11 protein-coding genes and 3 pseudogenes are annotated in these 12,627 nt (G+C 33.2%); 4 read left to right on the top strand and 10 right to left on the bottom strand.

Annotation, left to right across the window (positions count from 1 at the left end; translation table 11 throughout):
- Positions 1 to 184: 184 nt before the first annotated feature.
- Both NST02_RS02325 and NST02_RS02330 read left to right on the top strand, forming a co-directional pair.
- Positions 185 to 1,606 carry a deoxyguanosinetriphosphate triphosphohydrolase gene (locus NST02_RS02325; protein ID WP_340947845.1) on the top strand — a complete coding sequence of 474 codons (1,422 nt, stop codon included), beginning with the start codon at positions 185 to 187 and terminating at the stop codon, positions 1,604 to 1,606.
- A 34-nt stretch (positions 1,607 to 1,640) separates the two neighbouring features.
- Complete coding sequence (locus NST02_RS02330; protein ID WP_340947846.1) at positions 1,641 to 2,336, top strand: hypothetical protein; 696 nt, start codon at positions 1,641 to 1,643, stop codon at positions 2,334 to 2,336.
- A 197-nt stretch (positions 2,337 to 2,533) separates the two neighbouring features.
- On the opposite strand, the pseudogene NST02_RS02335 reads toward NST02_RS02330, so the two are convergent.
- The 7 genes and pseudogenes from NST02_RS02335 to NST02_RS02365 all read right to left on the bottom strand — a co-directional run.
- Positions 2,534 to 3,364: pseudogene (locus NST02_RS02335) on the bottom strand (IS3 family transposase); the annotation flags it as partial.
- 30 nt (positions 3,365 to 3,394) lie between these two features.
- Positions 3,395 to 4,159 (bottom strand): IS21-like element helper ATPase IstB, encoded by a 765-nt coding sequence (gene istB, locus NST02_RS02340; protein WP_025909801.1) that lies wholly within the window; start codon positions 4,157 to 4,159, stop codon positions 3,395 to 3,397.
- 2 nt (positions 4,160 to 4,161) lie between these two features.
- Positions 4,162 to 5,328 (bottom strand): DDE-type integrase/transposase/recombinase, encoded by a 1,167-nt coding sequence (locus NST02_RS02345; protein ID WP_237071933.1) that lies wholly within the window; start codon positions 5,326 to 5,328, stop codon positions 4,162 to 4,164.
- Positions 5,319 to 5,723 (bottom strand): HTH domain-containing protein, encoded by a 405-nt coding sequence (locus NST02_RS02350; protein WP_340947847.1) that lies wholly within the window; start codon positions 5,721 to 5,723, stop codon positions 5,319 to 5,321. The genes NST02_RS02345 and NST02_RS02350 overlap by 10 nt, the downstream gene beginning before the upstream one ends.
- Positions 5,724 to 5,858: 135 nt before the next feature.
- Positions 5,859 to 6,159 (bottom strand): annotated as a pseudogene (locus tag NST02_RS02355) (transposase); the annotation flags it as partial.
- A 359-nt stretch (positions 6,160 to 6,518) separates the two neighbouring features.
- Positions 6,519 to 7,151, bottom strand: a complete 633-nt coding sequence (locus NST02_RS02360) for a HEPN domain-containing protein (protein ID WP_137743761.1) — start codon at positions 7,149 to 7,151, stop codon at positions 6,519 to 6,521.
- Positions 7,148 to 8,188 (bottom strand): ParA family protein, encoded by a 1,041-nt coding sequence (locus NST02_RS02365; protein ID WP_340947849.1) that lies wholly within the window; start codon positions 8,186 to 8,188, stop codon positions 7,148 to 7,150. Before NST02_RS02365 ends, NST02_RS02360 begins: the two co-directional genes overlap by 4 nt.
- A gap of 292 nt (positions 8,189 to 8,480) precedes the next feature.
- On the opposite strand from NST02_RS02365, the gene NST02_RS02370 reads away from it, so the two are divergent.
- A complete protein-coding gene (locus NST02_RS02370; RefSeq protein ID WP_137743762.1) occupies positions 8,481 to 9,335 on the top strand; it encodes a hypothetical protein in 855 nt (284 codons plus the stop codon).
- The gene (locus NST02_RS02375) at positions 9,325 to 9,933 is read left to right on the top strand and encodes a hypothetical protein (RefSeq protein WP_137743763.1); all 609 of its coding nucleotides are present in this window, start codon (positions 9,325 to 9,327) and stop codon (positions 9,931 to 9,933) included. The genes NST02_RS02370 and NST02_RS02375 overlap by 11 nt, the downstream gene beginning before the upstream one ends.
- Before the next feature lie 6 nt (positions 9,934 to 9,939).
- Here the strand turns inward: NST02_RS02375 and NST02_RS23710 are convergent.
- From NST02_RS23710 to istA, 3 genes and pseudogenes are all read right to left on the bottom strand, one after another.
- Positions 9,940 to 10,214 (bottom strand): annotated as a pseudogene (locus tag NST02_RS23710) (IS3 family transposase); the annotation flags it as partial.
- 104 nt (positions 10,215 to 10,318) lie between these two features.
- Complete coding sequence (istB, locus tag NST02_RS02380) at positions 10,319 to 11,038, bottom strand: IS21-like element helper ATPase IstB (protein ID WP_095314893.1); 720 nt, start codon at positions 11,036 to 11,038, stop codon at positions 10,319 to 10,321.
- Positions 11,035 to 12,540, bottom strand: a complete 1,506-nt coding sequence (istA, locus tag NST02_RS02385) for an IS21 family transposase (protein ID WP_340947791.1) — start codon at positions 12,538 to 12,540, stop codon at positions 11,035 to 11,037. Before istA ends, istB (NST02_RS02380) begins: the two co-directional genes overlap by 4 nt.
- Between the last annotated feature and the right edge of the window lie 87 nt (positions 12,541 to 12,627).

The following is a 12,627-nucleotide window of genomic DNA, read 5'->3' on the forward strand; positions in this document are numbered from 1 at the left end:
AATAGGCTTGGATATCATTGATACGCATCTATTGCACCACAATCTCTAATAGAGCGGATAAAAAGATTTTGTACACTTCACGAAGGGCTAATTTCTTATTAACTTGGGGACTTAGACCTCAGTGCCAAGAAAGAATGAGAAATAAGAATCATTAAAACTAGTAAATATATTTGGAGGTAACTAAATGAGTACAAGATTGAATTGGGATCAACTTTTAAATAAAAAAAGACAACGAACATCAACTTCTTTTACAAATCTCCATCGTAACGAATTTGATAAAGACTACGATCGTATAATTTATTCGTCTTCCTTAAGACGCCTTCAAGATAAGGCACAGGTATTTCCTCTTCAAGAGAATGATTTTACCAGAACAAGACTAACTCATTCCATGGAAGTGGCAGCTTTAGGCAGATCAATAGCTTGGAACTTGGGCACCTGGTTATTAGATAGAGATGAGCTAAAAGATTTTTGGCAAGTAAAAGAATTAGCTTCTTTAGTAGAAGTATCCTGTTTGGTACATGATCTGGGTAATCCACCATTTGGACATTATGGAGAGGATATAATTAGAAATTGGTTTAGAAACTGGTTTGATAGTGAAGATTTTAAGAGTATTGAAGATTGTTATAGAGATAAAGGTTTTAGTACATTAAATCCACAGCAACTAAATGACTTTAAATATTTTGAAGGAAATGCACAAGCAATTAGAATTTTAGCAAGGCTTCAGTTCCTTAATGACCAGTATGGGGCCAACTTTACATACGGTACTCTTGCTACATTAATGAAATATCCATGGGCATCTGATCACCCTAAGGCTATAGATAAAAAGAAATTTGGCTATTTCTTTTCAGAGACCGACCTATATGTCGATTTGCACAATGAGGTTGGAATTGGAGAAAGAAGACACCCTGCCACATACCTTTTGGAAGCTGCGGATGACATCGCATACTTAACTGCAGATGTTGAAGATGGGGTAAAAAAAGGTATTGTTAAATGGGAAGAAGAATATGAATATATATCTAATTTCCTTGAACAACATTATCCTTCTGTTTTCAATCGTTTAAAGGGTTATAGAGAACAAGCGGACGAGAATAAAGTCCCAAATAAAGACCTTGTTAATGTTCAAAATTTTAAGGTCGCTGCACAAGGAATAATGATTAATGCAGTTATTGAAGTTTTCAAGAATAGGTATGAAGAAATTATGTTAGGGAATTTTGAAGGAGGACTCTTAGAGTCTTCAACTGCTAAAGACTTGGGAGAAATATTGCAAAAGATATCTAGGAAATATTGTTACAGTGATAACGAAGTACTTACGCTAGAATTAGTCGGAGATCGTGTTTTAAGTGACCTACTAACTTTATTTGTAAATGCGGTAATTAAAATTGATAAAAGTCCAAAAACTAAATTAAAAAAGGAGAAGCTTTTTCACTTAATCTCTGAGAACTTTAGACATATACAATCGCTTGACAATAACGGTCTTCCTAATATAGAATTTGAAGACTTACCTTTATATGATCGATTATTATTGATTACAGATTTTATTTCGGGAATGACAGATTCATATGCCGTTAACTTACACCAGAAACTATTGGGCGTAAAATTACCTTGATTAAATATTAATCATATTGAAAAGGGTGAATTGTATGGTATCAAAGACAACAATAAAAGTAGAAATATATAATTTGTTGGAAGATTACCCAGAAACTTTAAGATTTATTAATGGACTTTCCGAATTTGGAGATTTATTATTCTTTGGAGGATCTATTAGGGATTATTACCTTTATAATGAATACAAAAAAATGCCAAGAGATTTTGATATTGCAGTTAAACTACATTGTAAAACTGAAAAAACATTTGAAAGCTTTGTTGAAAAATATAATTATAAGAAAAATCGATTTGGTGGGTATAAAGTTAATATAGAAAATATCGAATTTGATTTATGGAATTTAGAAAACACATGGGCTTTTAGGGAAAATAAATTATTAGCAGAAGAAAAAAATCTTGCAAAGTCCGTCTTTTTAAGTGTTGATGGTATTGTTTATAACTTTAACCAGGACACCTTATACGATGATGATTTAAGGTGGTCAATCGAAAATAGACAGATAAATATTGTCTTAAAAGATAATCCACAAAAAGAACTAAATCTATTGAGGGCGCTAGTATTTAAAAAGAAATATAATTTGGGATTTTCCCCGGAATTAAAAGAAGAGTATAAGAAGTCAATAAACATGAATAGTAATTTTCATGAAATTCTGTACAATCTACAATTTTCTCATTATAAAAATGAGTATCTTACAAATAATGATGTTCGTGGAGAATTAGAGAGTATTCTTTATTGAAAAATATTTCACAGGTAAGGGGCAAAAGACCAATCTTTTGTCCCTTATTTTATTAGTTTACCCTATAAACCGGTACGGAGAACCGTACCATAAGTGATAGTAAAGCGAAAGTTTGAAATTGATATTTAAAAATATTCTTTCTTAGATAGCACTTTAGAAATTATACTTATACTACGTAATGGATTGTCAACACAAAACTAGACAATTTTTTTAAGGTGTCTTTGCTTATAATCAATTGGGCTTTCATATCCAAGGGTCCCATGAATTCGTATGCTATTAAACCAGTGAACATAGTCTTGTAATTCCCTTGTTAGTTCATCTAAACCATTAAAATGCCTGCCTTTCACAAACTCTGTTTTGATGATTTTGAATGTTGCCTCTGCTACTGCATTATCATACGGGCAGCCCTTCATACTTAAGGATCTTTGAATATTAAATGTCTTTAAAGCATCATCAATCAATTGGTTTTTAAACTCATTTCCACGATCTGTATGAAATAGCTGTATCTTATTTAGATCGACCTTGATAGAAGCTAGCGCACGATATACGAGTAATGCATCTTTATTTGGTCCTGTACTAAAACCAACCATTTCTCGATTAAAGAGATCGACAAAGACACATACGTATTTCCATTTTTGATTAACTCTTACGTACGTTAAATCGCTTACGATTGCGCTCATCTCTTGTTTCTGGGCGAACTCACGATTCAATTCATTTTTCTGTTCTGATTCATTACAGGTTTTCGTATGTGGTTTAAATTGAGCGGTTGTGTAGGCAGAAACAAGGCCCTGCTCCTGCATGATGCGGCCGATTCTTCGTCTGGAAACGATAAGACCACGCTTTTTTAATTCTACTTTGATTTTTCGTGTTCCATAGTTTTGACGGCTTGCGTGAAAGATATCAACCACATCAGAGACAACGGGATCCTCTGCTCTTCTTTCTTTTGCTTCATAATAATAGACACTTCTAGAGATTTGTAGGACTTTGCATATTGCTGATATCGAGTATTTGTGTTGATTATTTGTGACCGTCAAGTAGAATGAAACAATTTTTGCTCGTTATTTTGAAACACTTTGTTCCCCAAATATGGTAGAACGATGCTTCATACGATAACTATCTTCATTTAAATGAATGATTTCTACTCGGTGAAGAATCCTATCTAGAATTGCTGTTGTTATAGCTTGATCACCCAATAATTCTCCCCATTCTTTTGGTGCCTTATTAGAGGTCAAGATAATGGAAGACTGATTATACAAGTCATTAATTAAATGAAAGAACATATTAGCTTCTTGTTGATCCATTGCCATAAACATTAAGTCATCTATTATGACTAAATCAGCCTCTCTAATTCTTTTCATTCTTGCTTTTGACTTTCGTGTGATTTCTTCTGTTTTCAGGTTATGAATTAAATCTCCCATTGATGTGAATATCGCTTTATACCCTTGGTTAATAGCCTCTATTCCTAGGCCTACGGCCAGGTGAGTTTTACCTACACCTGGTGGCCCTAATAAAATCAAATTGTACAGCTGTTCTATCCAAGTTAAATCTTTTAATCTATTTAGTTGTTTGTTGCTTAAAGACTTTTGTTCTTTTAAATTAAACTCCTCAAGTGTTTTGCTGAAAGGAAAAGTTGCCCACTTTAATCGGTTGTTTAGTTGCTTTTCTTCTCTTCGAGTTTGCTCATAAGAAGTGACATCTAACAGGAATTGAGTAAATGAAAGGTCTTTTTGCTCAGCTTCTCTGATCAAATGGGGGAGATGCTTGGCAGTTTCAACGAGTCTTAACCCTTTCATTATGTCTTGTAATTGTTGGATTTGGCTCATCGCTATTCAACCTCCATTAAAACCGTGTAAGTATCTACTTTTCTTTTGTATGCTTCTGTTTCTAAAACCCATTCTGATAGCCTGTTCAAAGTCTTAACTTCTTTCTTTTTATCAATAACTGTTTCATGTACCTGGCGCTGACGTTTCACATATGCAATGATATCACCAAAATCAGTTGCACTGTATAATTTCCTTTTTAAACACTCTGCTAACGCTTTAGTCAGTACTTCGTTATCGATACCTTTTGTTTCGCGCAAGATGATTTGCAACTGGTCTTTAATGTAACGAGGATTTTTTTCCCTAACCTTCTCTAAATATTTAAAGGCTAGTTCTTTATCTTCAAATCTCTCAGCCACTGTATTAATGAATGCTCCAACACCTTTTGTACGATCCCTACTATGTTTTTTATCTTTTATTAACATCCCTTTCCCTTCGGGAATTGAATGTTTTGCAATAATTTCGCCAGTATCAGGTATATAAATAACTAATTCTTTAGTCTCCGTTTCCTTGATACATACTTTTTCATATTTGTTATAAGTTCCAAGTGGAAGAGAGTACCGATTAGATTGGTAACGAATAGTATTGTCCTTATGAACACATCTTGCTATACTTATCTCATAGTTATTTTGAATATCTATATTTTGGGAGACTGGTTTTAAGTGTTGCTTTTCCAGGAGGAACACTTCGAATGGTCTCTTTTTTGTTGTATTGTGTATTTTATAGTTACCCGTTCTGTTCAGCCATTCCCATCCTTGCTCATTCCAAGAGTCGATGTTATGAAACACTCTATGTTTGGCATAGTTTTGTTTGATAAATCCAACTACATTTTCTATTCTTCCCTTACTCTCAGGGTCAGCTTTTCTACAAACCCGAAGGTTTATTCCTCTGGATTCTCTATACTGCTGAAATTCTTTAGTTAAAATTAGATCTCCACCATTTTCGCTAACAACAATTAAACTATCTTGGTCATAAACGATCTCATTGGTCATTCCTCCATACCATTTAAACGCGTTCTCATGGGCTTGTATAACATCCCGTGTTGTAAATGGTCTATCCAACCACTCTTTATACTTTTGTCTAGAATGTGATAAGACAAAAGCTATAAAGTTGAGTTTGGCTTCCTTATTATCAACAGTTTTTTGTCTCGTATGACCAAAATCTACTTGCATTTGTTCTCCCATGGGGGATCAGGAATTGCCTCATACATTCGAGGAGATGTTTCCTTATTTATTTTGTATTCTTCTCTTAATGCTTTTACATATGTTCTTACTGTACTTTCTCCAACAGTTAGATCTTTATATTTCTCTAAAAGCCAATCATAAACTTGTGCTGCTGACATATCCGGATGCATTCTCAACCAAGATAAAATCAGTTCTTTATATGGATCTAATTTTTTCTTTTTATACTGAAGAGAATCAACCCATTCCGCCATCTCCGAAGGAGATCTCTTTAAGTGCCTGTAAACAGTTGTTCGAGAAACCCCTAACTTTTCAGCTATCTTTGTCTGACTAAATCCTTGCTTTAATAATTGCTTTATCTCCATGTACATTTCCCACTTATCCACCTTCGCTAACCTCCACTGCAAGTATGAACTATGATCATTTTACAGTGATAGGTTGATATTTTTTGCTGGTATATTTGGGTAAATAAGCGTTTCATCTTATCAAGCAAAAACTGTACACTTTATTCTAGCAGTCACATTATTCTTGATTACAATTACTTTCGTCCTAGTATCAGCGCGGCTTGCTTTAAAATATCATTTTCCATTTCTAGTTGTTTATTTCTTTTCCGGAGTTCCATCAATTCTTTTTGATCATTTGTTAGATTGTCTTTCTCCTTAAAAGAACCTGAATTTTGGCTCTGACTCACCACTTATCTAAAGAAGAAGGAGTAAGGTCATATTCACGAATAATCTCTTTTCTCGATTTTCCATTTTGGTACAATTGCACGATCTGTCGTTTGAAATCTTCAGTAAATGTTCGGCGTTCTCTTTTGGCCATGTAGATTCTCCTCACTTATATTATCTGTAGTCTACTTGACCTTAAAAATTCTGTCCAACTAAGTGTAGCCTATCCAAAATGAGGTTTGAATACAAACAGTCTATAAATCGTAATAGATAGAAAACGTAAACGGAAGCTAAAAGTGATGGCGATTAAAATATCGATATTGAAGCTAACACTGGAGGTTTAATGCTAGTAGTATCCAATCTTTAAAAATAGCAAATCACTAGTAAAGTTTAAATAAAAGGTAAAAGGAGTAGACGAAATTACTATGGTCTACTCCTTTTTTATATTAGTTTACCCTTTCCAACGTTAAGTTGAACCGTACATAAAAAGTGGGGAGAAAGAGTAGGATGGTGTTATACCATTGCCAAATTTTGTTGGTGTTGATTTAACACTCTAACAGCAAAATCATTCTGTAGATTGATGTGTATAATGTTTACTAACTGTTCTATAAAATTGATAACATCATTAACTTCTAATAATGTCAAGGATTCTTTTTCTAAATTATAAGAAGGATAATCTCCTTGATGAACTATTTGATTACGTCTCTGAGCAATTAAATTTAATTTGTTTGTTATAAATTTTCTATCTCTTCCCATACTTTCTGCAATAGTTTGCCACTTATGTTCTTCGGACCAGATTAAAGAAAGGCCTTCATTAATTTTTTCGGGAGTTTGATAAGAATTATACGATAATTTTTGTATTACAAACTGTTCAAATGCGTTAGAAGTTAGTAAAGGATCATCTAGTATAGAAATTGGGATAAGAAAATTTGAAAAACTTTTAGTAGGTATAATTTGTTTATTGTAAGTTTTGATCAGTCCTAATTTGATAACATCATGAATATATTTATCAAGGGCGGATACGGTTTGTGTCCATTGCCATCTTAATAAATCGTCTAAACTTGGTAGATTAAAGTGTTGATATACATTTGAAATTTGACGTGTGTCGCGTATTAAAAAATTAAATTGCTTAAGAGCTGAGTTCATTTTAATGTCTCAATAATAGAATTTGTGAGATTTTCAAATAGTATATCTAGTTCATGTTGTTTGTCTATCATACTTGCTTTTACTCTACCTGTAGTACCCATTTGAGAATCTTTTAAAGCGAATATTGGTACACCATGTTCATGGGACCGTTGTAAAAGGGCCCCGAATTCTGGTATTTGAGCTAAACAATATGAGTCTGTATAGCCTTTACTTTTGGCTTTGTTAATATCTGCAACCATATTAAATGTTTTAAGTTTAGGTACAAAAACTTCTTCTATAAAGTTTTGTATTTCTAAAATTTTGTCATTATAAGCTGCAGCAGGTTTGTTATTTCTAAGATTAAACCTTTGAATAATTTCTCCAATAAATTTTTGTTCTTTTTGTGGCAACGGATAAGTTGCAGTTTCAAAAAATGGAGCAGAATTTAATGACCATTGTTTCCAACGAGGTAAAACTTTTTGCATTGTATTAAGAGCCATTAATGAAAACGGATCTGGATTTGTTGGGATAATAAATGCGTCTGAAGAAATAAAAAAGGTTTGATTAATTGCACTCAGGCCTGGATTCATATCTATTAATACAATATCAATTGAATACTTTTCTGAACACAATCGGATAAGTTCAAAAAAAGAACCAGGCAAATTTTGAAGTGTTGTTATAGCATTATTACTATTTAACGACAAACTTAAGGCAGGGTCATATTCTGATAAATCCATATGACCTGGTATTAAATATAAATTTGGATTCTCACTAGGAGAATAGCAATTTATTGCTTGAATAGGGTGTGGGGTTCCTTCAAAAGCTGGTCTGACAGCATCCTTTATATTAAATAGTTTCGAGCTGCCTGTTGTGTAATAATCTTCAAAATTATCTTTTAGTATTAATCCTGTTAAGTTACATTGTGGGTCTCCATCAACTAGTAGTACTTTGAATCCTTTTGTTGCTAATTTCCAACCAATATTGTATGTGGTGGTAGTTTTACTAACGCCGCCTTTATGATTAAAAACAGATATAGTTTTAAATGTCGTATTGTCCAAATGAACACTTCCTTTAATTTTTTCTATAGTATATCAAAAGTAGAGATTTTGACAAAATTTCTTTAAGAATAATTACGTAGAACGATTCACAACTGAATAAGGTTTAACAAATTGCAAAAGAGTTTTTTGCGAAAGACATGTTAAGAACACATAACTATGATTAACTGGGAACTTGTTATCAAATTTTATCGAATAGTCTGTTTTAATTGTAACTTAAATGGGAAATATGGAGGAAAATAAATTTAAATGTCGAATTCTTTCAAAAGTAAGATTTTATTGGAGGAATTGTATTTTGAGGAAACATCATCTATATGCTGCCAAGTTAAGTATTAATCAAAATCTATTTTCATATCCGTTAAACATAACAAAAGCTCACTTTAAAAAAGGAATTGCAACATCAGAGAAATTTTTTAGTAAGTATAAATCGTTATGGAACTTTATCGATGTAACTCCTTTGGAAATTGATGAAAAATTAATGATTGCTGGAAGAGTTCTAAGAGCTAAAGATGAGATTACTAGTATAGTTGACACTAATGTTGTACAAATTACAAAGAATAGTGTTGAAAATGTTGCAAAGTGGTCAAATTTTCTTTTTGATTACCAAAATGAAATTGTAGTTTTTGAAGAGAGAAAAGGGAGGATTTCAAGAAACCAATTTATTGAAGTCTTCACACAAATGATAGAAAGAAATGCATTTGAATTAGGAGAATTAAAATATGAATTATTGCCTAATGCAAGTGATTTAAAAAAGGAATTAAAGAATCTAAAAAAAATAAATTATGCTAAATTTCATTTAATACCAGCAAATTGGGATGATGATGAAGAATTTAATGACCTTGATGAAGAATTAAAGAATCTAAAATCAAGAGAAGCTGTACATGAATATATAGCACATGAGTCAGGACTCAATCCAGAGTCTAAGTTATTTAGAAAACCTGTGAATATGACTCTAGCAGGTTATGGACATTTTGATGTTAGAGGCAAAGATAGAAATAATGAAAATAGACAAATATTATCTAAGCAAGAGTTGTTATATGAGTCAATTCAATCTGGAGATGACAAAATTGACGAATTCACTAGAAATTACTTAACATTTTTAAAAAGAGCGATTGATCAACACTTAGGAGCAGCAAAAAATGAGTATTGAAAAAAATAAATATAAGTTTAAAGAAATGCTTAAGGTTTATGGTTTTTCTAAATTAATTTTCTGTCATGAGTTTTACATTTCTCTAATGATTCCAACATTTTTGTTTTATTTGATGTTTTATATAGACAGTCTCCATTTAAAGGGCATAATTTTAGAAATTTCTAAAGTTTTGATAGCAGCGGATATAGCTATGATGGCTATTGTCATATCAGGTTTTGCGATTATTCTATCTGTGAGCAACAATAACTTTCTGTTTTTTTTGAATAGGAAAAATTTATATATTCGTTTCTTTTTTCCATTTTATTTATCTAGTGTGTTATGGAGTTGGCATGCGATCTTATCCATTGGAATGTATCTGGTTGTTTCTACTAGCTTAGAGGATGATTTTTTTCTACTAATGTTAATTTTCATTTTTTACTTATATATTTTTCTGTTTTTCTATGCATTGTTAAATTCAGTATCACTTGTCAAGACCATCCTGAGATTAGGTTTTGAAAAGGTAAGATTAGATGATACTCTAGGTAAAATTGAGCCAAAATTGAAAATAAATGGCAGTGATGATAAATGTGAACCAAGAAGAAAACCCCCTGAAAGTTAGACACGGTTATTTCAGGCGACCTTGGGTAAAATGAGTTCGGTATTGCACCGATCTCATTTTTAATTTTGTCTTCATCCTTTCGTGTTTTGATATTCGATATATTTTTCTAGCTTTTTTTAAATGCACCACACTTTCAAATTCCTTTTAGTATAAGAATTCAGATTTCATAATCCTAAAGAACTTCTTCATGATAGAGTTGTCGTAACAGTTTCCTTTACGGAATATACTTGAACAATTCTTCTTGATTGAAGTCTTTTATGATACTTCTCCATCCGATAGTGTCAGACCTAAAATCTGTTAAAAAAGTTAAATTTAAGATTGTATTTGGCAAGCAAAAAATGTATTAAACGGCATTTAAAAATGTACCACTTGCCAACGCATAGAATTAACCTTGTATAATTGATTCTTTGTAACGGTGGCTATCCCCGTTAAACACGATTAAATGCGAGTGATGAATTAATCGATCAATGACTGCTTCCGTTACAATCGGATCTCCGAAAACGTGATTCCATTGACCGAACTGAAGATTTGTTGTAATGATAATGCTCTTCGCTTCATAACACATCGCAATAACCTGAAATAATAATTCTGCTCCTTGTTTATGGAGAGGAATATACCCTAGTTCATCCAAGATCAATAAATCAAGTTTCTCTATTTGTTTAAAGAGCTTATTTAGTGTTCCTTTTTCATTTGCCTCTAGTAATCGATTGACTAATGAGGCTACTGTATAAAATTTGATGGACTTTCCAAACTTTTGTACGGCATTCAATCCAATAATGGTGGCTAAGTAAGTTTTACCTGTGCCCACTCCTCCATAGAAAATTAAATTTTCCTGCCGTTCCAGAAATGCACCATTTAATAAATCCTCTTTACTGAGCCCTTGAGTTAATAATATATCTTTCCAATCAAAAGGATTTCCTTTTGTTTTAGGAAGCGTCGCTTGTGTCAGTAATAGATTCGTCTTCCGTTCCTCTCGTTGCTCAACTTCTCTTCTAAATAACTCTAGTAAGAAATCCTCATTCGTCTTTGCTTCCACTTCATGATAATGTTCTCTGATCCAGCTTAATTTCAACCGCTTGGCATATTCTAGAATCTGACCATTCATTGTAGATCAACTCCTTTCATAAGCTGATCATAATGATCTAAACCTCGAATAGCCTTCGGCATTTCTGGCAATGGTCGATTGGGGTGTATTTCCGAACGGATTCCCCGTCCATTTATCAGTTGATAAAACACCTGTTTAATGGATTCAACAGATGGATGGCCATGCTCAGAAGCGATTATAAGTGCCTCCGTAATTCTACTAAAATCATGTTCTTTCAATACCATTGCTAGTAGTTTAAGAGCCTCTGGTTTTTCCGCAGCTGTACATGAATTGAAATACTCTTGCCATTCTGTTGGAAGTTGCTCATAGAAACTCGTATATTTAAGTGCCAAAGGACGTTTGGCCATTAGGTTTAAGTATGGCTGCCATTTCATAGACTTTCTATATTGACCGTATAATCGAGAGTGACTAACCACCAGCTGATTATCGTCTGTGAGTATTTCAATCGTATTATATGAGATTTTTACGAGAACCTTACTTAGCGCATACCTCGGAGAGGTTGAATAGAGGTTCTTCTCTACCCTTATATAACCATACTTATCCGCCTTGACGGTTTCATACCTTACACATTGATACTCTTTCCCTGGAAGAACAAAACAAGCTTTTTGATCCTCTTCAAACAATGTAGAAATAAAGGTTTCTTTCTCATAGTGCTTACGTTCACGGTCTCTTTCAGCTTTGTCCCATAACTTCTCGTTAAGTTGATCTATATCAAATACATGTAGACCTGGTAGTAAGAAATTATTCCTCACATATTTGACCATAGCTTCCACATGCCCTTTTTCGTTGCCACTATTCGGATTACAAAACTCGCATTTAAAACCATAGTGAAGAACGAAGTTTTGAAACTCCTCTGTTAGCTGCCGTTCTCCATTTGGCAGTACTTTTTTTACGGCAGGGGATAGATTATCAAACCTGATTGTTTTTGGAACTCCACCCATATGATGAAAAATTCGCTTCAGTCCTTCTAGGAAGCACTCTCTATTTTGTGAAGGAAACACCTGAAAATAAAAAGCATTACTATAAGGAAAAGATAAGACTAGATAGGGGAGCACAATGTCCTCTCCTTGATATTTAAATGGTGCTTCCCCAAAATCAACCTGTGCTGTACCCAGCTTAGATTCAAGTGGTAGAGCGGCTTGACTAGATTCATTTAATAACTCTTTCTTTCTGTTCGAAACATAATTTCTAATCGTTCGATCAGATCCCTTAAAATCAACTTCTTCTTTTAGCTGTTCCCACATCCGCTTTGCGGTTCTACGAAACTTCTTTTTTTGCTTAAAGTCCTCTAAAATCCACTCATCTACGATATGCTTAACTGAATCCATGATGGGTGAAGGTCTGTTTTGTTTCACTTTCACTTCAGGACTAAAATCCTCTTTTTCGGCATACTTTTTTACGGTTCTAGGATCTCTTCCCATTTTTTTCGCTATTGTTGAATAACTACTATCTTTTTCGACAGCCTCATGTCTGATATAATTAATTTCGGCCACTGCCAACATCTCCTTAATACCTCCTGCGCTTGTTTGTCCCAACAGGAAGTGTATGTGTATTTTGGAATGTTGACAAGTGGTTTTTTTAATTTATGC

Source organism: Robertmurraya sp. FSL W8-0741 (genome assembly GCF_038004005.1).
GTDB lineage: Bacteria > Bacillota > Bacilli > Bacillales > Cytobacillaceae > Robertmurraya > Robertmurraya siralis.